Raw genomic sequence first — 21,927 nt, 5'->3', positions numbered from 1 at the left:
GACACCGTGGGCTGGGTTCGCTGGCCAGAGGCCCTCGATCCGCCCGACTGGATGCAAGCCCCTCCCGAGACGAAGGGTTGAACATCCTGCCCCGTTCGACGTCAAGGCGAACCGGACTCTGCACCCCGCGCCGCCTGCACCGGCCCGATGCGCGCCAGCGCGTCGGCCAGGATCGCGCCGGTCAGGGGCTTGCGCAGGAAGGCGTCGAAGCCGGCCTGCATCGCCAGGGGCTCGGCGTCGGCGTCGGCGCGGGCGGTGATGGCGATCAGCGGCCGGGCGAAGCCTTGCGCGCGCATCTGCCGCGCCAGCGCGAGGCCGTCGATGCCGGGCAGGTCCAGGTCCAGCAGCGCGGCGTCGACCTCGGCGGTGGCCAGCGAGACCAGCGCCGATAGGCCGTGGGCGACGTGCAGCACGCGGTGGCCCTGCGCCTGCAGCAGGCCGACGATGACCTCGGCCACGGTCGGGTCGTCCTCGACCAGCAGCAGGAACAGGGTGCCCGGCGCGCGGGCGTGCGCGGGGGCGTCGCTGCGCTGCGCGGGCGCGACCTCCGGCAGCGGCAGCTCGACCGCGAAGCGGGTGCCCTGCCCCGGCGCGCTGTCGACCTCGATCCGCCCGCCCATTTCCGCGGCCAGTTCCTGGCAGATCGCCAGGCCCAGCCCGCTGCCGCCGTAGCGGGCGGAGGTGCGCGCGCCGTCGGCCTGCTCGAAGCGGCGGAACAGGCGCTCGCGCTGTTCGCGGTTGAGTCCGGGGCCGCTGTCGCCGACGAGGAAGCGCACGCGGTCGTCCTCCAGCCGGTCCACCTGCAGCTCGACGAAGCCGTGGTCGGTGAACTTGATCGCGTTGCCGAGCAGGTTGAGCAGGATCTGCCGCACGCGCACCGCGTCGCCGCGCACCCAGCGCGGCAAGGTCACGGCGATGCGCTCGCGGAAGGCCAGGCCGCGCTGCGCGGCCATCGGCGCCATCAGGCCGCTGGCTTCGCGCAGCAGTTCGTAGAGGTCGAAGGGCTGCGGATCGAGGCGCAGCTTGCCGGCCTCGATGCGGGCGAGGTCGAGGGCGTCGTTGACCAGGCGCAGCAGGTGCTCGCCGGCATCGCGGATGGATTCGGTGTAGCGCCGCTGCTCGGCGTCGAGCCGGGTACCCAGCAGCAGTTCGCTCATGCCCAGCACGCCGGTCATCGGCGTGCGGACCTCGTGGCCCAGGGTGGCCAGGAAGCGGGTCTTGGCCTGCGAGGCCTGCTCGGCTAGTTCGCGCTTCTGCTCGGCCAGTTGCCAGGCGTGGCGGCGGCGCAGGCGGTTGCGGTAGATCCAGCCCAGCCCCAGCGCGACCAGCGCGGCGAGCGCCAGGAACAGCACCCGCGCCGGCAGCGCCCACCACCAGGGCGGGGTCACCTCGAAGCGGATCGTGCGCGGCGCCGACAATGCGCCGTCGGCGTCGCGCACGCGCGCCTGCAGCGTGTAGCGGCCCGGCGCGAGCTGCGAGAACACGCGCTCGCCGGTGGCGCCGGTCTCGATCCAGTCCGGGTCGTGGCCGAGCAGGCGGAACGCGTAGACGTGCGCGGCCGGGTTGCGGAACGAGGGCAGCCGCACCACCACCTGCAGGTCGCGATCGTCGTGGCGGATGCGGAACGGCGCGTCGGACAGCCGGCGCAGCGGCGCCGCGCTGCCGAGCAGGCCGATGCGCTCGACCACCAGTTCCGGCGCGCGCGTGGACGGGACCAGTTGCAGCGGATCGAACGCGACCAGCCCGTCGGGCGAGCCGACGAAGAGCCGGCCGTCGTGCGGCCGCGCCACCAGCGGGAAGGCGAACTCCTGGCTGGGCAGGCCGTCGGCGATGCCGTAGCCGCGCACCGTGCCGGCCGCGGGATCGATCCGCCACACGCCGCGCGCGCTCGACAGCCACAGCGTGCCGCCGCCGTCGCGCTCGATGCCGGAGAACGAGACGATCGGCAAACCGCCATCGGCGTCGAGCTGCCGGCGCACCCGCAGCCCGGCGCCGTCCCATTCCGCCAGCACGAGACGCCCCGGGCCGCCGAGCACGACCTGGCGGCCGTCGGCCTCCAGCGCCGTGTACGCGGCCGGCGGCGCGCCCGGCACCGGTTGCCAGCGGCCTTCGCGCAGGTGCAGCGCGCCGCGCGCGGTCGCCAGCCAGGGCGTGCCGTCCGGGCCGACCACCAGGTCCTGCGCCAGCTCGCCGGGCACCAGCCCGTGCGCGCCCTGCCGGTACTCGGCCAGCACGCGGCCGTCGCCGTCGCGCTGCTGCACGATCGCGTTGTCGAACAGCAGCCACAGACCCTGCGCGTTCTCGGCGATGCGGATCACGCTGCCGTAGGCGGGGTTGCCGATGCCGCCCGGCTCGCGCCAGGTGCGCAGTTCGCCGGTGGCGGGGTCGAAGCGCGCCAGGCCGCGTTTCCAGCCGATCCAGACCCGGCCGCGCGCGTCCTCGAACACGCTGTCGAGCACCAGCCCGCCGGCGACGTCGCGCAGGTGCGTGCGCAGCTCGCGGCCGTCGGGCCCCAGCGATTCCAGCGCGCCGCCCGAGCCGACCAGCCACATGCGGCCGTCGGCGGCGGGCGCGATCCCGCGCACGTGCGAGTTCGCCAGCCCGTCGGGATCGTCGGGGCGCGCGGCGAGGATGGAGAACAGGCTCCAGTCCGCCGGCTGGTGCCACAGGCCATGGGAATGGCTGATCAGCCACACGCCGCCCTCGCGGTCCTCCAGCCCGCCGGTCCACTGCGGCCGCACCGGCGCCTGCGCCACCGGGCTGTACAGCGGCACCGGGTGCACCTCGCCCTGCTCGATGCGGCCCAGCCCGGCCTGCACGTCGACCCAGAGCCCGCCGCGCGCGTCGTGCACGAGCAGTTGCAGCGGCCGCAGCCGCGGCTCGGCGATCCGCGCCGGCACCGGCTCGAGCCGGCCGTCGGCGCCGAGCAGTGCGGCGCCTTCGCGCCGGCCCACCCACAGCGTGCCGGCGCGGTCGAAGGCGATGCCCAGCGGCAGCGGCGCGCCGTCCACGCGCTCGAAGTCGCGGCCGGTCCAGCGCGCCACGCCGGCGGTGGTGACGACCCACAGCGTGCCGTCGGGCGCGCGCTGGAGATGGGTGACGCCGGCATGCGGCAGGCTGCGCGGGTCGCCGGGCGCGGGCGCGAAGCGTTCCAGCGCGCCGCCTTCGCGCAGGCGGTACAGGCCAGAGTCCGAAGTGCCGATCCAGACCTCGCCCGGCACCTGCGCATCCAGCGACCAGATGTCGTGGCTGCCCAGGCCCGGCAGGGTCGCGCGGTCGTGCACCTCGAAGCGGTCGCGCACCGGGTCGTACACCGCCACGCCGCCGCGGCGCGTGCCGATCCACAGGCGGTCGTCGGCGCCCCAGGCCAGCGACCACACGAAGTTGTCGGGCAGGCCGTCCTCCTCGCGCAGGATCTCCAGCCCGGCGCCGTCGTAGCGGCCCAGGCCGTCGCTGGTGGCGATCCACAGGTAGCCGCGCGGGTCCTGGACCACGGCGTTGACGCGGTTGGAGGGCAGGCCCTCGGCGACGCCGATCTGGCGCAGGCGCAGGTTGTCCGGGTGCAGCGCCCAGGCCGGGCCGGCGCAGGCGAACAGCGCGGCCAGGCCCAGCAGCAGGCGCCGGGCGGCGCCAGCCACCGCAGCGAGGGCGCCGCCTGGCCGGCCGCTCACGCCGCCGCGTCCGCGGCCGGACGCGAGCGCGCCTGCAACAGCGCCGCGGCGAGCAGTTCGCCGGTCAGGGGCTTGCGCAGGAAGCCATCGAAGCCGGCCGCGCGCGCGGCCGGCTCCGCGTCGGCATCGGCGCGCGCGGTGATCGCCACCGCGCACAGCCCCGGCGCCTGCGCGCGCAGTTGCCCGACCAGCGCGAAGCCGTCGATGCCCGGCAGGTCCAGGTCCACCAGGGCCACGTCCGGCACGCGCTCGCGCAGCGCCAGCAGCGCCGCCAGCGCGTGCGGCGCATGCGTCACCGCATGCCCCTGGGCGCGCAGCAGGCCGGAGATCACGTCGGCCACGGTGGGATCGTCCTCCACCACCAGCAGGCGCATGGGCGGCACCGCGTCCGCATCCGCCGGCGGCGGCGATGCGGGGCCGGGTTGCGTCGCGGCGGCCAGCGGCAGCGTCACGCGGAAGCGGGTGCCCACGCCGGGCGCGCTGTCGACCTCGATGCCGCCGCCCATCTGCTGCGCCAGCTCCTGGCAGATCGCCAGCCCCAGCCCGCTGCCGCCGTAGCGCGCGGCGGTGCGCGCGCCGTCGGCCTGCTCGAAGCGGCGGAACACCCGCCGGCATTGCTCCTCGTCCAGGCCCGGGCCGGTGTCGGCTACCTCGAAACGCACGCCGGCCTCGGTGCGCACGGCTTCCAGGGCCACGTGGCCGGCTTCGGTGAACTTGATCGCATTGCCCAGCAAGTTCAGCAGGATCTGCCGCACCCGCACCGGGTCGCCGAGCAGCCAGCGCGGCAAGTCGGGGTCGATCCGCTCGCGGAAGCCCAGCCCGCGCTGCATCGCCAGCGGCCCCATCAGCGCGCTCACGTCCTGCAGCAGCGCGCGCGGGTCGAACGGCTGCGGGTCCAGCTCCAGCCGCCCGGCCTCGATGCGCGCGAGGTCGAGGGCGTCGTCGACCAGGCGCATCAGGTGCTCGCCGGCGCGGCGGATCGATTCGGTGTAGCGCCGCTGCTGCGCATCCAGCGGCGAGCCGAGCAGCAGCTCGCTCATGCCGAGCACGCCGGTCATCGGGGTGCGCACTTCGTGCCCCAGCGTGGCCAGGAAGCGGGTCTTGGCCACCGAGGCCTGCTCGGCGACCTCGCGCTTGTGCACCGCGAGTTTCCAGGCGTGGCGCCGGCGCAGGCGGTGCCGGTAGCCGGCGGCGGCGGCGACGATCAGCAGCACGGCGAGCGCGGCGAACGCCGCCAGCGCCGCCGGCGTGCGCCACCACGGCGGCTGCACCACGATCGCCAGGCTGCGCTCGACCGATTCGGCGCCGCGCGCATCGGCCGCGCGCAGGCGCATGGTGTAGCGCCCGGGCGCGAGGCCGACCAGGACCCGGTCGCCCGACTCGCCGTGCGCCAGCCAGTCGGTGTCCACGCCGTCGAGCTTCGTCCAGTAGCGGTTGGCGGCCGGGTCGTCGAAGGAAAGCAGCCGCGCGCTGACCCGCAGCTCCGGCTGCTCCGGGGTCAGCGTCACCTCGGCGGGGCCGGGCCGCTCCCGCCACGCGCCGCCCTCGCGCACCGCCACCCGGTCGATCTCCAGCACTGGCCTGCGCAGCGCCCCGTCGGGCGCCTCGGTGTCGATCATCACCACGCCGGCGTCGCGGGTCGCGCCGGCCAGCAGGCCGGATTCGGTCAGGGTCAGCGCGCGGTAGACGAACTCCTGGTTGCGGAAGCCGATGTGCACGCCGAAGTGCCGCATCCGCCGCGCCTGCGGGTCCCAGCGGAACAGGCCGCGGGTGGTCGAGACCCAGATCCGGCCGCGGCGGTCGATGCGCAGCGCCGAGGCCGACAGCGCCGGCAGGCCGTGGCGCGTGTCCACGCGCTCGGCGAAGCGCCAGCGCTGGCCGTCGCGACGGTAGCGGTCGAGTCCGTTCATGCTGTGCATCCAGAGCGTATCGGGGCCGGCGAAGGCGAACGCGACCACAGTATGCCCGCCGCGGCCCAGCACCGGTTCCAGCACGCCGCGCGCCGGGTCCAGCCGCGCCACCCCGTAGTCGCCCGAGGTCCACAGGCTGCCGTCGGGCGCGATCTCCATCCATTCGTGGTCGCCCAGGTCGTCCGCGGGCACGGTGCGCAGCACGCGCCCGCTCTCGGCGTCGCGCTGCTGCAGGCCGCCCTGCCGGCTGCTGGTCCACAGCGTGCCGTCGGGCGCGATCAGCGCCTGGTCGGTCATGATCCCCAGCGCGGCGTCGCGCGCCTCGCCGGGCGCCCAGTGCTCGACGCTGCCGTCGGTGCCCACCCGCACCAGGCCGCCGCGCACGCCCAGCCACAACGTGCCGCGCTCGGTCTCGGCGATGGCGTACACGCGGTAGTCGGCCAGGCGCCGGTGCAGCGGCTCGTCGAACGACTCCACGCGCCCGTCGGGCGACAGCCATTGCACGCCGGACATGCTGCCCAGCCAGATGCCGCCGTCGCGCGCCGGCGCCAGCGTCGAGTACAGCGTCGGCATCAGCCCGTCGCGGGTGTCGAACTGCGCGATCTCGCGCCAGTCCGAGCGCAGGTAGCCCAGGCCGGCGCCGTGCAGCGGCACCCACAGCGCGCCGTCGTCCTGCAGCAGGATCTGCATGATCGCGCGGCCCTGCAGCGGCGCGCCGGTCTCCACCGGCCGCGGGATCCCGCCCGGCGCCACCCGCCACAGGTTGCGCTGCGAGCCGATCCACATCGAGCCGTCCGCCTCGCGCGCCATCGACACCGCGGCGTTGGGGAGCTCGAACATCGGCGACCATGCCGGCGAGCGCCACTGGCCGTCGTCGCCGAGGTAGTACACGCCGTCCTCGCTGCCGACCCACACCGTGTCGCCGAGCCAGCCGACGAAGTACACGCGCGGGTACGGCGCATTGCCGGGCAGGGCCACGCGGCGGATCGACTCGCCGTCCTCGCTCAGCGCCAGGCCGCCGAAGGTCGCCGCCCAGACCCGGCCGCGGGGGTCGGTCGCCATCGACAGCACCGGCGCCTCGGCCAGCGCGTGCGGGTCGTCCGGGTCGGGCCCGAAGCGGTGCAGGCCGCGTTCCTCGGACCAGCGGTAGACCGCGCCGTCCATCGCGCCGAACCACAGCTCGCCGTCGCGATCGGTCATCGACAGCACGTTGGGATCGGTGATCGCCTCGGCGCCCGGCAGCGGCCGGAAGCGCTCGTCCTCGCGCGAGAACCGCGCCAGCCCGCCGCGCTCGGTCGCCACCCACAGCCGGTCGTGCGCGTCCACGTGCACCGCCTGCACGTAGTTGTCGCGCAACGAGCCGGGGTCGTCCGGATCGTGCCGCCAGACCCGCATGTCCACGCCGTCGTAGCGCGCCAGGCCGTCGGCGGTGGCGATCCACAGATAGCCGGCGCGGTCGCGCGCCAGGCCCAGCAGCTCGGTCGAGGGCAGCCCTTCCTGCACGCCGATCGGGCGGAAGCGCGGCGTCTCCGGCAGCGCCGCCATGCCGGACACGACCACGCCCAGCCAAAGCAGCCACCCCACCAGCACGCGCACCATCGCCCAGTTCTCCCCGTGTCGACCGCCCTTCCCCGGCAGCGGCTGGCATCCTCGCAACGCCGGCGCTGCGGCGCAAGCATGCGCACCGAGCGGCCCGGAGACGCCACGATCCGGGGGCGCCGGCGCGGGTGAACGCCAGCGTCGCCGACAGGCCCTAGAATCGGATCGATGCCGACGCCCCTGCGCTCGCGTTCCGCCCCGCTCCTCGCCGCCCTGGCCCTCGCCATCGGCGCATGGCCCGCCGCCGCGGCCGAGCGCTTCGCGCTGGACCCGGTGCACACCCGGGTCGCGCTGGCCATCGACCACGCCGGCTACTCGCGGGCGCTCGGCACGGTCTCGGGCAGCACCGGCGTGCTGGCCTTCGATCCCGACGACTGGTCGGGCGCGCGGCTGGAAGCGACGGTCCCGCTGGAGCGGATCGACTTCGGCGACGCGCGCTGGAACGAGGCCGTGCGCGCGGCCAACCTGCTCGACACCGGCCGCCACCCCGAGGCGCGCTTCGTGTCCCGGCGCATCGAGCCGATCTCGCCCGGGCGCGCCTACGTGCACGGGGAGCTGACCCTGCGCGGGGCGACCGCGCCGGTGACGCTGGACGTGCGCTTCAACGCGCTGCGCCGCTACCCGCTGCCGCCATTCCGGCGCACCGCCGGCTTCTCCGCCACCGCCACGCTCAGCCGCAGCGCGTTCGGCATCGACGCCTGGCCGTCGCTGATCGGCGACGAGGTGGAACTGCGCATCGAGGCCGAGGCCTTCGCCTCGCGCACCGCGCGCTTCGGCGACGAAACGGCGGCGCCCGCGCCCGGCGGAGACGAGGCCGACGCGCCCGCCGGAGACGCGCGATGACCTGGCGCAACACCCCGACCCGCTGGGGCGCGGTCAGCCAGGCGCTGCACTGGCTGGTGGTCGCGGTCATCCTGTTCCAGGGCGTATCCGCGCTGTGGATGGTCGGCCTGCCCAACAGCCCCTCGAAGATCTCGCTGTACGCGCTGCACAAGTCGCTGGGCCTGAGCGTGCTGGCGCTGGCGGCGCTGCGGCTGGGCTGGCGCGTGCACGCCGGCGCGCCCGCGGCGCTGCCCGGCCCGCGCTGGCAGCGCGCCGCGGCAGCGGCCAGCCACGTCCTGCTGTACGCGCTGCTGATCGCGGTGCCGCTCAGCGGCTGGCTGTTCAACTCCGCCGCCGGCTTCCCGCTGCAGTGGTTCGGGCTGATCAACCTGCCCGCGCTCGCCGCGCCCGATCCCGGCCTGCGCGCGCTCGCGCGCACCGCGCACGAATGGCTGTTCTGGCTGCTGGTGCTGGTGGCGCTGGTGCACGCCGCCGCCGCGCTGTGGCACCACCTGTTCCTGGGCGATGCGACGCTGGCGCGGATGCTGCCGCGCGGCTGGGCCCGCCCCGACCCCGACGCCCCGCCTCCCGAGGATCCCCGCCATGCCTAGGTCCCTGCTCGCCCTCGCCCTGTGCGCGCTCGCCGCGCCCGCCCTCGCCGCCGACTACGTGCAGGCGCCCGGCTCCAGCCTGGTCTTCGCCGGCACCTACCAGGGCGAGACCTTCACCGGGCGCTTCCCCGAGTTCCGCACCACCCTGCGCTTCGATCCGGCCGATCCGGCGGCGGCGCGGCTGGAGGTGGACATCCCGCTGGCCTCGGCGACCACCGGCAACCCCGACTACGACGGCGAGATGCGCGGCCCGTCCTTCTTCGACAGCGCGCGCTTCGCCACCGCGCGCTACACCGCGCAGGGCGCGCGCGCGCTGGGCGGCGACCGCTACGCCGCCGACGGCACCCTCGCCCTGCACGGCGTGGAGCGGCCGGTCACCCTGACCTTCACCTGGACCCCGGGCGAGCGCCCGGTGCTCGCCGGCCGCGCCACCGTGCCCCGCCTGGCCTTCGGCATCGGCGCCGGCGAGTGGGCCAGCACCTCGATCATCCCCGACGACATCGCGGTCAGCACCAAGGTCGTGTTCGCGCCGGCGCCCTGAACGCCGGCGCGGGCCGCGCTCGGCCGGCTCAGCCCGCCAGGAACGCGCGCACCGCCCCGGCGTCGAACGGCCAGTCCAGTTCGCCGCCGTCGGCGCGGCGCAACACCGGCACCCGCGCGCCGTAGCGCGCCTCGAGCGCGGTGTCGTCGTCGATCCACACCGTCTCGAACTCCGGCGCCCGCGCCCGCGCCAGCACTTCCAGCGCGCGGTCGCACAGCGGGCAGTGGTCGCGCTGGAACAGCTGAAGCGGGGCGGTCCGGGGCATACGCGCGGGCACGGTGCGGCGAGGGCGGCCGCGTAGAATAGCGCGATGGCCGTCAGCACCTTCGACCTCTACAAGATCGGCATCGGGCCGAGTTCCTCGCACACGGTCGGGCCGATGCGCGCGGCCGCGCGCTTCGTCGAGAAATGGCTGGCCGAGCCCGGCCGGCTCGCCGAGGTCGCGCGCGTGCGCGCCGAGGTGTTCGGCTCGCTCGCGCTCACCGGCCGCGGCCACGGCACCGACAAGGCGGTGCTGATGGGACTGGAGGGCCACTGGCCCGACCGCATCGATCCCGACCTCATCCCCGCCGCGCTGGAGCGCATCCGCACCGAGGGCCGCCTGCGCCTGCACGGCGAGCACGCCATCGCCTTCGACGAGAAGCGCGACCTGGTCATGAACAAGCGCCAGAAGCTGCCCTTCCACACCAACGGCATGCGCTTTACCGCCTACGACGCCGCCGACCAGCTCATCGCCACCCGCGACTACTATTCCGTCGGCGGCGGCTTCGTGGTCAACCAGGACGAGGCCGCCGAAGACCGCATCGTCGCCGACGACACCGAGCTGCCGCACCCCTTCGCCAGCGGCGACGAGCTGCTCGCCCGCTGCCGCGAGACCGGGCTGTCGATCGCCGCGCTGATGATGGAGAACGAGACCTGCTGGCGCAGCCGCGACGAGATCCGCGACGGCCTGCGCGCGCTGTGGCAGGCGATGCAGGACTGCGTGGCCCGCGGCATCCGCCAGACCGGCACCCTGCCCGGCGGCCTGCACGTCTCGCGCCGCGCCCCGGCGCTGTATCGCGAACTGTCTTCGCGCCCCGAGGCGGCCATGCGCGACCCGCTGACCGTGCTCGACTGGGTCAACCTCTACGCGCTGGCGGTCAACGAGGAGAACGCCGCCGGCGGCCGCGTGGTCACCGCGCCCACCAACGGCGCGGCCGGCATCATCCCCGCGGTACTGCACTACTACGACCGCTTCTGCCCCGGCAGCAGCGAACAGGGCGTGTTCGACTTCCTGCTCACCGCCGCGGCCGTGGGCATCCTCTACAAGGAAAACGCCTCGATCTCCGGCGCCGAGGTCGGCTGCCAGGGCGAGGTGGGCGTGGCCTGCTCGATGGCCGCCGCCGGCCTCGCCGCCGCGCTCGGCGCCAACCCCAGCCAGATCGAGAACGCCGCCGAGATCGGCATGGAGCACAACCTCGGCCTGACCTGCGACCCGATCGGCGGGCTGGTGCAGATCCCCTGCATCGAGCGCAACGCGATGGGCGCGGTCAAGGCGATCAACGCCGTGCGCATGGCCATGCGCGGCGACGGCAAGCACAAGGTCAGCCTCGACAAGGTCATCAGGACCATGCGCGACACCGGCCGCGACATGCGCGACAAGTACAAGGAAACCTCGCGCGGCGGACTGGCGGTGAACGTCATCGAGTGCTGAAAGGCCGGGACTCGGGACTCGGGACTCGGGACTCGGGACTCGGGATCGGATCATCCGGCGGCAGGCCCGGCTGCACCAGCTCGCCGAGCTGCCCGACGTGCCGATCCTCGCTGCGGCGCCGCATGAATCCGCGGCCGCGACAGCCGCGACCTCCCCCGATCGTGATTGGCCTCGCATATCCGCGCATCGCGGATTGACAACGTTGTCTTGCGCCTTCCAGATGAGGCGCGTCGCATCCCGATTTCCGGCCCCGTACCGATTTCCGCCGCCCCCTGAGCGCAGGAGGCGGCGGAAAGGGCATCCGGCCGCGATCGCACCGCCTGTGCGGCACGCGTCCGGCCGGCGCCCGTACCCCAGGCATCGGAAAGGGAGGATTCGTCATGATGCATCGCAGACTCGCCGCGCTGTCGCTGTGCCTGCTCGCCACGGCGGGCGCCGCCTTCGACGCGGACGCGCAGAACGCCGCATGCGCCGGCGTTCCCGCATGGAACGCCGCCACCATCTACTACCCGGGCGACCGACTGGTCTACCAGAACCGGCTGTACGAGGCGCGCACCCAGATCTGGAACGCCGCCCCGGACTATTGCGCGTCCTGCGGCTGGTACCAGGACCTCGGCGCCTGCGGCGCCGGCGGCGCGAACCAGCCGCCGACCGTGTCGCTGACCGCCCCCGCGCAGGGTGCGACCTTTCCCGCCGGGGCCACCATCGGCCTCGCCGCCGACGCCGATGACAACGATGGCGCGGTGACCTCGGTGGAGTTCTTCCGCGGCACGGTCTCGATCGGCACCGACACCACCGCGCCCTATTCGATCGCCTGGCAGAACCCGCCGGCCGGCCAGCACACCCTGACCGCCCGCGCCACCGACGACGACGGCGCCACCGCCACGTCGGCGCCGGTCACGATCACCGTCGGCGGCAACGGCGGCCCTGACACCACGCCGCCCAGTGTCCCCACCGGCCTGCAGGCGACGCAGCGCACGGCCGCGAGCATCACCCTGTCCTGGTCGGCCTCGACCGACAACGCCGGCGGCAGCGGCGTGGCGGGTTACGACGTCTACCGCAACGGCCAGATCGTCGGCTCCCCGACCGCTACCGGCTACACCGACAGCCCGTTGGCGGCCGACACCGCCTACGCCTACCGGGTGCGCGCGCGCGACCGGGCCGGCAACGCCTCGCCGCCCTCGCCCGAGGTGGTGGCACGCACCGCCGCGGCCGGCGGCGGCAACGACGACAAGCGCGTCATCGGCTACTTCACCCAGTGGGGCATCTACGGCCGCAACTACCGCGTCCGCGACATCGAGACCAGCGGTTCCGCCGCCCGGCTCACCCACATCAACTACGCCTTCGGCAACGTGCGCAACAACCGCTGCGAAGTCGGCGTCACCCAGCCCGCCGACCCGAACACCGGCGCCGGCGGCGACGCGTTCGCCGACTACACCAAGGCGTTCTCGGCGGCCGAAAGCGTCGACGGGGTGGCCGACACCTGGGACCAGCCGCTGCGCGGCAACTGGAACCAGCTGCGCAAGCTCAAGGCGCGCCACCCCGGGCTCAAGGTGCTGATCTCGCTGGGCGGCTGGACCTGGTCGCGCGGCTTTTCCGAGGCGGCGCGGCCGGAGAACCGGCAGGCCTTCGTCGCCTCCTGCATCGACGCCTACGTGCGCGGCAACCTGCCGGTCACCGATGGCGCCGGGGGCCCGGGCGCGGCCGCGGGGGTGTTCGACGGCATCGACATCGACTGGGAATATCCGGTGGCCTGCGGCCTGTCCTGCGGCACCGCCGAAGACCGCCAGAACTTCACCGCGCTGCTGGCCGAGTTCCGCCGCCAGCTCGACGCCGTCCGTCCCGGGCTGCTGCTGACGGTGGCCGTGGGCGCCGGCATCGACAAGATCCGTGTCACCGACCCGGACCTCTACCACCCGTACCTCGACTACATCAACGTGATGACCTACGACTTCCACGGCGCCTGGGAGTCGCGGACCAACCACCACTCGGCGCTGTTCGCCTCGCCGGCCGACCCGTCCACCGGCGACGTGCGCCTGTACAACACCCACGATGCGATCCAGGCCTTCCTCGATCGCGGCGTGCCGGCATCCAAGCTCAACCTAGGCATCGGCTATTACGGCCGCGGCTGGACCAACGTGCCCAGCGCCGGCAACGGCCTGTACCAGAGCGGCACCGCCGCGCCCGGCACCTACGAGGCCGGGATCGAGGACTGGAAGGTGCTGAAGACCCTCGCCTGGCCGCGCTTCGTCGATCCGACCGCGCGCGCGCAGTGGATCTACGACGGCAACACGTTCTGGTCCTTCGACGACCCGGCGCTGATCGCCGAGAAGATGGAGTACGTGAAGGTGCAGGGCCTCGGCGGCGCGTTCTTCTGGGAGTTCAGCGGCGACGACGCCGCCGGCACCCTGACCCGCGCGATCGAGGAAGGATTGCGGTAGCGGCATGAGCCGGCCGACTGCCGGCCGGCTTCGCCGGGCGGGTCCAGGGACGGACCCGCCCGACGCGCGTTTGCGCATCGCGAGATTCGCGCGCCGCGGCGAAGACATCGTTTAGCATCGGGCGGACCGCTTCACGGAGACCCCCATGCCCGCTCCCGCTTCCCGCGCATCCGCCTGGCGCGCCGCCGCGCTGCTGGTCCTGTTGCCTGCCGCGCACGCCATCGCCGCCACGCCCACGTTCGGCCCGCGCCTTGAAGGCTTCGAGTACCCGCACCCGGTGCGCACCTTCGCCTTCGATTCGCAGCGGCAGCGGCTGGAAATGGCCTACCTGGACGTCGCCCCCACCGGCGCCGCCAACGGCCGCAGCGTGGTGCTGCTGCACGGCAAGAACTTCTGCGCCGCGACCTGGGAATCGACGATCGCGGCGCTGGCCGGCGCCGGCTACCGCGTGATCGCGCCGGACCAGATCGGCTTCTGCAAGTCCGACAAGCCCGAACGCTACCAGTTCTCCTTCGCCCAGCTCGCCGCCAACACCCGCGCCCTGCTCGATTCGCTCGGCATCGAGCGGCCGGTGGTGGTCGGCCACTCGATGGGCGGCATGCTCGCCGCGCGCTACGCGCTGCAGTACCCGGACGCGGTGGAGCGGCTGGCGCTGGTCAACCCGATCGGGCTGGAGGACTGGAAGGCGCTGGGCGTGCCGTGGCAGGACGTGGACGCCTGGTTCGCCGCCGAGCGCCGGACCACGTTCGATTCCATCCGCCGCTACCAGCTCGACGTCTACTACGGCGGGCAGTGGAAGCCGGAGTACACCCGCTGGGTGGAGATGCTGGCCGGGCTGTACGCCGGCCCCGGCGGCGAGCGCGTGGCCTGGAACCAGGCGCTGACCTCGGACATGGTGTTCAACCAGCCGGTGGTGCACGAATTCGGGAACATCGCGGTGCCGACCACGCTGTTCATCGGCCAGAAGGACCGCACCGCGATCGGCCGCGACCGCGCGCCCGAGGCGCTGAAGGCGCGGCTGGGCGACTACCCCGCGCTGGGCCGCCGCGCCGCCGAGGCGATCCCGCGGGCGACCCTGGTGACCTTCGACGATCTCGGCCACTCGCCGCAGGTCGAGGCACCGGCGCGCTTCGAGCGCGCGCTGCTCGACGCCCTCGCCGGCGACTGAGGCCATCGCAGCCGGCCTCGAAGCGATCCGCGCCGTCCCTTCTCCCGCAAGCGGGGAGCGACATGCCGTTCCTTTTCCCGCAAGCGGGTGCATATTGCTCCTTCTCTCCCGCAAGCGGGAGAAGGTCGCGCGCAGCGCCGGATGAGGGACCAGAGCGCCCCCCGCTTGCAGGGGAAGGGATGATCCCTCCCACTCTCGAACGCCGGGCCCGCCCAGCGCCCCACGCTCAGCCGCGCACGATCGCCAGCACGTCGTCCAGCAGCCCTGCGGCGGTGACTTCCGCGCCGGCGCCCGGGCCCTGGATCACCAGCGGCTGCTCGGCGTAGCGGCAACTGGCGATGGCGACCCGGTTGTCGGTGCCGTGGCCGGCGCACAGCGGATGCGCCGGCGGCAGCGCGCGCAGGCCGACCTCGGCGCCGTCGGCATCGAAGCGGGCGACGAAGCGCAGCCTCATTCCGCTGCGGTGCGCGTGTACGAAGCGCTCGCGCAGCGGCGCGTCCAGCGCGGCCAGCCGGGCGTCGGCGTCCTCCGCCGCGGCGGCGGCGAGCGCTGCCGGCAGCAGCGAGTCCACCTTCACTTGGTGCGCTTCCAGCGGCACGCCGGCGGCACGCGCCAGGATCAGCAGCTTGCGCCGGACGTCGTCGCCGGACAGGTCGATGCGCGGGTCGGGCTCGGTGTAACCCAGCGCGCGCGCCTCGCGTACCAGGTCGGAGAACGGCCGGCTGTCGTCGTAGCGGTCGAGCAGCCAGGCCAGCGAGCCCGACAGCACGCCTTCGATCGCGCGAATGCGGTCGCCGCCGGCGACCAGTTCGCGGATCGTGCGCAGCACCGGCAGCCCGGCGCCGACCGTCGCCGCGTCGCCGTAGCGCGCGCCGCCGGCGGCCCGGGCCTCGGCGATCGCCTGCGCGCGGGCGAGGTCGCCGCCGTTGCCGAGCTTATTGGCGGTGACCACGTGCACGCCCCGGCTCAGCCATTCGCTGTGCCAGCCGGCGACGCTGTCGCTGGCGGTGGCATCGACCACGATGTCGCCCGGGCGCAGCCCCTCGGCCTCCACCCACGGCGCCCAGACGCCGCTGCGCGGCGGCGCCGCGCGCACCAGCGCCAGCGCCTCGAGCGGGTCGGCGGCGCAGGACTGCAGCGCGCGGGAGTTGGACAGCCAGGCGAAGCGCGGTACCGGCGCGCCCTCGCGGCGCAGGCGCTCGCAGCGCGCCAGGAACGCGCTGCCGACCACGCCGGTGCCCAGCAGCGCCAGCCGCGGCGCCGGCGTCTCGGCGCGCCGCGGCCGCGGCGACGCGGAAAGCGGCAGGCGAACGACCGTGCTCATGCGTCCACCCGCTTGCGTTCGGCCATCGCGGCGGCGGCCTCGGCGCGCGCCAGCGCCGCGTCCAGGTCCGCCTGCAGGTCGGCGCAGGCCTCGATGCCCACCGACAACCGCAACAGGCCGTCGGAAATCCCGGCCAGCGCGCGCGCCTCGGGCGTCATCGCCGCGTGGGTCATCGTCGCCGGGTGTGCGATCAGGCTTTCCACGCCGCCGAGCGACTCGGCCAGGGTGAAGTAACGCAGGCCTTCGACGAACGCGCGCACCGCCGCCTCGCCGCCGTGCAGCTCGACGCTCAGCATCGCGCCGAAGCCCTTCTGCTGGCGCGCCGCGACGGCGTGGCCCGGATGCGATTCCAGCCCGGGCCAGTACACGCGCGCCACCGCCGGGTGCGCGTCCAGCTGGCGGGCGATGGCCTCGGCGTTCTCCTGGTGCACGCGGATGCGCGCGTCCAGGGTGCGCAGGCCGCGCAGGGTCAGGAAGCTGTCGAACGGCGCACCGCTCAGGCCCAGCGCGTTGGCCCACCACGCGAAGCGCTCGTGCAGTTCCCGCGTGGCGCAGACCACCGCGCCGCCGACCACGTCGCTGTGGCCGTTGACGTACTTGGTGGTCGAGTGCAGCACCACGTCGGCGCCGAACGCGATCGGCGTCTGCAGCGCGGGCGACAGGAAGGTGTTGTCGACCGCCACCAGCGCGCCGGCGCGGTGCGCGGCCTCGATGACGAAGCGCAGGTCGGTGACGCGCAGCAGCGGGTTGGAGGGCGTCTCCACCAGCACCAGCTTCGGCGAGCGGGCCAGCGCCTCGGCGAGCGCGCGCGGATCGGTGAGGTCGGCGGTGACCAGCTCGAAGTGGCCCTTGCGCGCCAGCGCGTCGAACAGCCGCCAGCTGCCGCCGTAGGCATCGTGCGGCACCACCAGGCGGTCGCCGGGCTCGAGCACCGCGTGCAGCAGCAGGGCGATCGCGGCCATCCCGGTCGCGGTGACCACGCCGCCGGCGCCGCCTTCCAGCTCGGCCAGCGCGTCGCCCAGCAGGTCGCGGGTCGGGTTGCCGCTGCGGGTGTAGTCGTACTCGCGCTTCTGCGCGAAGCCCGAGAAGCTGAAGTTGGACGACAGCACCAGCGGCGGCGTTACCGCGCCCCAGGCCGGGTCGCGGTCGATGCCGGCGCGCACGGCGCGGGTGGCGGGGGTGCAGTCGGGGGCGATGGCGTCGAAGGTCATGCGGCGTCTCCTGGGTTGCGCAGCGCCACGCTCAGGATGGCGTCGATGCGGTCGGGTTCCTTGAGAAAGGCGTCGTGGCCGTAGGGCGAGCGCAGCACGCGCAGGCGCCCGAGCGTGCCCAGGCCCTCGACCAGGGCCACCGAGTCCGACAGCGGCACCAGCCGGTCGCCCTCCACGGCGACCACGGTGGTCGGCACGCGCACGCGCGCCGGGGCGATCCGGTGCAGGTCGATGGACTCGGACAGGCGCAGCCAGGCGGCGACCGGCGTACGCGCCACGTAGCGCGCGCCGGCGGCGTCCAGGTAGTCCTCGGCGGCCACGCGCACGCGGCCGTTGACCAGTTCCGGCGGCGCGTCGAAGCGCTCCTCGAATTCCTCCGGCGTGCGGTAGCTCAGCATCGCGAACTGCCGCGCCAGCGACAGCCCCTGCGCATCGGCGCACTGCAGCTGGCCCAGCGCGACCGCGCGGCGCTGCAGCGCGCGCCAGGCGGCGGCGTAGGGATGGGCACGGTGCGCGCCGCTGACCGCGACCAGGCGCTCGAGGCGCTCGCGGTGGCGGATCGCGAACTGCAGGCCGACCAGCGCGCCGTAGGAGTAGCCGACGAAGGCGTGCAGCCGGCGCACGCGCAGGCGCTCGAGCAGCGCCGCGATCGCGTCGGCCTGGTCGGCGGTGTCGATGGGCGCATCGATGCGGCCGTCGGCGCCGACGTAGTCGAACGCGACCAGGCGCAGGCAGGCGGGATCGAGCGCGCGACCGCGGCCGGGCAGCGCCTGCAGCCAGCCGGCCTCGGGGAAGGTGGCGCTGGCGCACAGGTGGCGATGGGCGGAGATGCCGCCGGCGACGAACACCACCGGCGCGTCGGCCGGGCCGATCGCCTCCCAGGCGAGGCGCACCTCGCGACGACCGGCATGGCGCATGTCCAGCGTCAGCGCAAACTCACCGCGCTCGGCATCGGCGCACGGCGCGTCGCAGACCGGCTGCGGCAGGACCGGTTCGGGGAAGGGGGCGGCGTATTCGACGAGGCTCATGGCGCGGACCTGGGATGGCGGGGCCATCGAGGTCTGCGGGAAGCCGCGAGGATCGGATGCATCCCGCCGTGGGGGTGGCGGAAGCTGCGACCATCTGCCGGTGGACGCTCAGGTCCCCGCAGGAATTGGCACCTTGCCCGGGCTTGCGCCCGGTACAGGTTGCCCCGGCATCAAAGGGCCTGCCCCTCCGCCGGTCTCGATGGATGCGCGCAGGTTGCCACCCCGCCCCCCGCATGTCAATCGCTTCATACGGATCGAGCGATGGATGACGGGCGACAGCTCCGCCGCTGCCGCGCGGCGCCGGTCGCGCTTTCGCGCATAATCCGCGCATGACCGCCTTACGCCTGCTCCCGTGCATTCTCGGCCTCGCCCTGCTGGCCGCCTGCACCGGCCCGGAACAGGCGCGGCGGACGCTGCCGGTGCAGGCGCCGTACGCGGCCGCCGGAGCGGTGTTGGTGGAAGAAACCTTCGTCACCCGGCCCGAGCGCGAGGACGAACTGGATTCGCTGGCGACCTGGGTCGGCGAGGACGGCATTACCCGGGTCGTGGCCACCGCGAAGTCCGCCCACCGGCTGGTGGTGTTCGACGGCGAGAGCGGCGAGCGCCTGCGCGAGGTCGGCGAGCGCGGACGCACCCCGGGCCGTTTCGAGCGCCCCAACGGCATCGCCGTCTTCGGCGAGCTGGTCTTCGTGGCCGAGCGCGACGCACCGCGGGTGCAGGCGCTGCGCCTGCCCGACTTCGTCCCGGCCGGCAGCTTTGGCGAGGACGAACTGCGCAGCCCCTACGGCCTGTGGCTGCACGAGGCCGCGCCGGAGGAACTCGACGTCTACGTCACCGACAGCTTCATGTACGGCGCCGACCACACGCAGTTGCCGAGCGACCACGAACTCGGCGAGCGCGTGCGCCGCTACCGGGTCGACGCATCCGGGGAGGAACTGCGCGCGCAATTCCTGGGCGCCTTCGGCGCCACCGAAGGCCGCGGCCGGTTGCGGGTGGTGGAATCGATCGCCGGCGATTCCGCCCATGGCCGGTTGCTGATCGCGGACGAGCACCGTCGCGACGGCGACTCCTCCACCCTGCACGAATACGACCTCGAAGGCCGCTATACCGGCCGCAGCCTGCCCGACGGCACCTTCGTCGGCGAGGCCGAGGGCGTGGCGCTCTGGGACTGCGGCTTCGACCGCGGCTACTGGGTCGCCGCCGACCAGCTCCTGCCGCACACGGTGTTCCGCCTGTTCGATCGCGTCAGCCTGGCGCCGCGCGGCAGCTTCCGCGGTCGCGTGACCGCCAACACCGACGGCATCGCCCTGCACGCGGCTGCCACGCCGCGCTTCCCCGCCGGCGCGCTCTATGCGGTGCACGACGACAGCGCGCTGGCCGCCTTCGACCTGCTGGAGGTGATCCGCGCGCTCGGCCTCGACCCGGCCTGTGCGCGCTGACGGACCGGCCGGCCGCGCGCTCGCCGCCCTCCTGCTGCTCGGCTGCGTCGGCGCCCAGGCGGGCGAAGCCTGGCGCCGGACCGGTGCCGACGGCGGCGTCCACGACGGCGAGCGTCCTCCGGCGGCGGCGGCCAGGCGCTGGCCCGGCGGCGCCCCCGCGCCGATCGCGCGCCTGCGCATCGAACAGGGCGAGGGCGAAACCCTGGCCTGGGCCCAGAACCCGCTCGACGGTCCGGTGCAGGTCATGCTGCGCGCCGAGGACGGTACCGCGCCGCAGGCCGTTCCCGCGCTGCCCGCGCGGGCCACGGTACCCGCCCGCACCGAAGTGCTGCTGACCCGCATCGCCGGTCACGGGCCGCCGGCACGGCTGGCGCTGTCGGCTGTCCCCGGCCCGCCCGGCGCGCGACCGCGCGAGGTCGAGTACGGCTACCCGCTGGACACCGCCGACCTGCGCGTCGCGCAGGGCTGGGGCGGCCGCTACAGCCACGCCGACGCGCAGAACCTGCATGCGGTCGACTTCGCAGCGCCGGTCGGCACGCCCGTGCTCGCCGCGCGCGACGGTACGGTCATGCAGATCGAATCCGGCTACACCGAGGCCGGCACCGGCAGCGAGGATCTCGCGCGCGCCAACTTCGTGCGCATCCTCCACGACGACGGCAGCATGGCGCTCTACGCCCACCTTGACGCCGGCGGCGTGCGGGTCCGCCCCGGCCAGCGCGTGCGCCGCGGCGAGCGCATCGCCCGCTCCGGCGACACCGGCTTCAGCAGCGGCCCGCACCTGCACTTCGCGGTGCAGGCCAATCGCGGCATGCGCCTGGAGACGGTGCCTTTCCGCATGTTCGGCCCACGGGGCGTGCTGCGTTTCTACGCCTCGCCCCCCTCACCGGCGGACTGAAGCGCGAGAATGCCTTCCTCGAACAACCGGTGCTCGGATTCGATCCGGTGCATCTCGGCCCCGTCGAGCGCCGCAGCGACTTGGCCCACGAGCGACTGCACGAGCCCGATCGCCTCCCGGCTCAGCACCCGGTTGGCATAGTCGCACCGCACCACGCCCGAAGCGGCATCGAAACCTCGCACCAGCGGGCCGAGCCGCACTTGCAGCGAATCGAAATCGACCGGCGGCGGCGGCGGCTCGAGCGCGCGCTCGACCGCCCCGATGAATCCCCTCTCGAACTCGGCAGGCGACCATCTGGCGTCGATGTACCGGCGCCCGCGCCCGCACGCGGCGGCGATCGCCTCCGGATCGCGCACGCCCTCCATGATGGCGTTCGCCACCGGCAGGAAGGCGGCAGGCGAGACCTGCCCTCCGGCGTCGGGCACCATCCGCTCCGTCTCGAGCACCGCGATCCCGTGCCCGGGCGGCAGCAGGAAACGGTTGTTTCCGACCCCATTGGTATAGACCGGGCAGCCCGCATGGACCGACTCCAGCACATAAAATCCGAACGGCTCCGGAAAATGGTTGTACGCGAGGCCGAAGCGCGCCGCGCGAAACAGCTCGAAGACCGCTTTCTGGTGAAGATGGGGGAGCGGCAGGAAAAGATCGGCGCAGGTCATCCCCGTGCCTGCGAGCAGGCCGTCGACGGCCGCGCGCCGCTGCGGAGGCAACGATTGCTCCGAAATTGCGAGCATGGCGCGGCGACCGTTCGCGCGCCGCGCCAGGTCGTTGAGCCCGTACATGACGCCCACCGTCGCAAGCAGATCCTGCTTGCCAGGTTGCATCGCGTGACCGAGCAGCACGCCGGCATCGAGGGCCCGGTGGACCTCCGCAGGCAGACTCGCCCCCATGGAGAAGCCGGGATTGCCGGAAGGGTTCGATACGCAGGGCACCGGCATCGGGACATCGACGACCCGCGCAAGGGCCCGAGGGTCGAGCAGGCGGCGGCGACGCCAATCCGGCGTCGCGAACAGGGATCGCAGCGTCCGGGCGAGATACGGCGAGTTCGCGCAATGCACGTCGATCGCCTCGTTGCCCAGCCATGCCCCGGGACTGTAGGCAAGCCCGTGGTAAAGCACGAGGTGATGCCGCGCCCAGGCCCGCGAAGGCGTGCGGATCGCCATCCCGGCATCGTCGTGGATCGCCAGCAGGGGCGTCGCGCCATCGCCCGGATCCACGAACGCGCGCGCCATCCCCAGCGGCACCAACGACTCCTGCGCCAGCCGCTGCCGGGGGCGCGGGAGCGCGAAGGGACGTACCGACCAGCCGCGCGCCCGCATCAACGGCGCGATGCCGTCGTTCACGTAGCCGACGGAACCGTTGAAGGGCGGCCCCCCTGTCCTGGAGAGATGAAGGCACGCCAAGCGGTCCGCCTGCGTCATCGCCCGACTCCGGTGCGCGCGCCGATGCGCGGGGCCCGGATTATAAGAGCGGACGGCGGCGCATACCTCGCGGACTGCGCTCCAACCCCAGGCCGATCGCGGCATGCGCCTGGAGACGGTGCCTTTCCGTATGTTCGGCCCACGGGGCGTGCT

At 74.1% G+C, this 21,927-nt stretch carries 15 protein-coding genes and 1 riboswitch; of the genes, 8 read left to right on the top strand and 7 right to left on the bottom strand.

Translation table 11 applies throughout. The features are described from left to right. Positions 1-101 precede the first annotated feature (101 nt). The gene (locus Z164_RS0105315; RefSeq protein WP_236621747.1) at positions 102-3,671 is read right to left on the bottom strand and encodes a sensor histidine kinase; all 3,570 of its coding nucleotides are present in this window, start codon (positions 3,669-3,671) and stop codon (positions 102-104) included. Next, on the bottom strand, positions 3,668-7,180 hold the full coding sequence (locus Z164_RS0105310; RefSeq protein ID WP_052338355.1) for a hybrid sensor histidine kinase/response regulator: 3,513 nt from the start codon (positions 7,178-7,180) through the stop codon (positions 3,668-3,670). The genes Z164_RS0105315 and Z164_RS0105310 overlap by 4 nt, the downstream gene beginning before the upstream one ends. A 168-nt stretch (positions 7,181-7,348) precedes the next feature. Between Z164_RS0105310 and Z164_RS0105305 the strand changes: the two genes are divergently transcribed. From Z164_RS0105305 to Z164_RS0105295, 3 genes are read left to right on the top strand one after another with little or no spacing between them, the layout of a single operon-like run. After that, complete coding sequence (locus Z164_RS0105305) at positions 7,349-8,023, top strand: YceI family protein (RefSeq protein WP_024889692.1); 675 nt, start codon at positions 7,349-7,351, stop codon at positions 8,021-8,023. Then, positions 8,020-8,613, top strand: coding sequence for a cytochrome b (locus Z164_RS0105300; RefSeq protein WP_024889691.1), 594 nt, complete (start codon positions 8,020-8,022; stop codon positions 8,611-8,613). The genes Z164_RS0105305 and Z164_RS0105300 overlap by 4 nt, the downstream gene beginning before the upstream one ends. Beyond that, the gene (locus tag Z164_RS0105295) at positions 8,606-9,154 is read left to right on the top strand and encodes a YceI family protein (protein ID WP_043689319.1); all 549 of its coding nucleotides are present in this window, start codon (positions 8,606-8,608) and stop codon (positions 9,152-9,154) included. The genes Z164_RS0105300 and Z164_RS0105295 overlap by 8 nt, the downstream gene beginning before the upstream one ends. 28 nt (positions 9,155-9,182) lie before the next feature. On the opposite strand, the gene Z164_RS0105290 is transcribed toward Z164_RS0105295, so the two are convergent. Next, complete coding sequence (locus tag Z164_RS0105290) at positions 9,183-9,419, bottom strand: glutaredoxin family protein (RefSeq protein ID WP_024889689.1); 237 nt, start codon at positions 9,417-9,419, stop codon at positions 9,183-9,185. 45 nt (positions 9,420-9,464) lie between these two features. On the opposite strand from Z164_RS0105290, the gene Z164_RS0105285 reads away from it, so the two are divergent. From Z164_RS0105285 to Z164_RS0105275, 3 genes are all read left to right on the top strand, one after another. Then, on the top strand, positions 9,465-10,847 hold the full coding sequence (locus tag Z164_RS0105285) for an L-serine ammonia-lyase (RefSeq protein WP_024889688.1): 1,383 nt from the start codon (positions 9,465-9,467) through the stop codon (positions 10,845-10,847). Positions 10,848-11,227: 380 nt separating this feature from the next. Further along, complete coding sequence (locus Z164_RS23615) at positions 11,228-13,288, top strand: glycosyl hydrolase family 18 protein (RefSeq protein ID WP_321166281.1); 2,061 nt, start codon at positions 11,228-11,230, stop codon at positions 13,286-13,288. Positions 13,289-13,433: 145 nt separating this feature from the next. Next, positions 13,434-14,456 carry an alpha/beta fold hydrolase gene (locus Z164_RS0105275; protein ID WP_024889686.1) on the top strand — a complete coding sequence of 341 codons (1,023 nt, stop codon included), beginning with the start codon at positions 13,434-13,436 and terminating at the stop codon, positions 14,454-14,456. Positions 14,457-14,682: 226 nt separating this feature from the next. Here the strand turns inward: Z164_RS0105275 and Z164_RS0105270 are convergent, their stop codons facing one another. Genes Z164_RS0105270 through metX form a run of 3 tightly spaced genes read right to left on the bottom strand, consistent with a single transcriptional unit; the run spans position 14,683 to position 18,019 of the window. Further along, complete coding sequence (locus Z164_RS0105270; RefSeq protein WP_024889685.1) at positions 14,683-15,780, bottom strand: homoserine dehydrogenase family protein; 1,098 nt, start codon at positions 15,778-15,780, stop codon at positions 14,683-14,685. Continuing rightward, entirely contained in the window at positions 15,777-16,991 is a 1,215-nt protein-coding gene (locus tag Z164_RS0105265; protein WP_024889684.1) for an O-succinylhomoserine (thiol)-lyase, read from the bottom strand. Before Z164_RS0105265 ends, Z164_RS0105270 begins: the two co-directional genes overlap by 4 nt. Next, positions 16,988-18,019, bottom strand: coding sequence for a homoserine O-succinyltransferase MetX (gene metX / locus Z164_RS0105260; RefSeq protein WP_024889683.1), 1,032 nt, complete (start codon positions 18,017-18,019; stop codon positions 16,988-16,990). Before metX ends, Z164_RS0105265 begins: the two co-directional genes overlap by 4 nt. Positions 18,020-18,106: 87 nt before the next feature. Next, positions 18,107-18,225: riboswitch (SAM riboswitch) on the bottom strand. Between the two features lie 123 nt (positions 18,226-18,348). Between metX and Z164_RS0105255 the strand changes: the two genes are divergently transcribed. Together Z164_RS0105255 and Z164_RS0105250 are read left to right on the top strand one after the other, a co-directional pair. Beyond that, a complete protein-coding gene (locus tag Z164_RS0105255) occupies positions 18,349-19,458 on the top strand; it encodes an NHL repeat-containing protein (protein ID WP_024889682.1) in 1,110 nt (369 codons plus the stop codon). Then, positions 19,448-20,353, top strand: coding sequence for a M23 family metallopeptidase (locus tag Z164_RS0105250; RefSeq protein ID WP_024889681.1), 906 nt, complete (start codon positions 19,448-19,450; stop codon positions 20,351-20,353). Before Z164_RS0105255 ends, Z164_RS0105250 begins: the two co-directional genes overlap by 11 nt. Here the strand turns inward: Z164_RS0105250 and Z164_RS0105245 are convergent. Continuing rightward, complete coding sequence (locus tag Z164_RS0105245; RefSeq protein WP_024889680.1) at positions 20,323-21,774, bottom strand: glycosyltransferase; 1,452 nt, start codon at positions 21,772-21,774, stop codon at positions 20,323-20,325. The two genes, Z164_RS0105250 and Z164_RS0105245, sit on opposite strands and share 31 nt — an antisense overlap. Positions 21,775-21,927: the final 153 nt, after the last annotated feature.

Origin of the sequence: Luteimonas huabeiensis HB2 (genome assembly GCF_000559025.1) — a bacterium.
Taxonomy (GTDB): domain Bacteria; phylum Pseudomonadota; class Gammaproteobacteria; order Xanthomonadales; family Xanthomonadaceae; genus Luteimonas; species Luteimonas huabeiensis.
The sequence above is the reverse complement of the archived record's forward strand: the minus strand, read 5'-3'. Positions and strand labels throughout refer to the sequence as shown.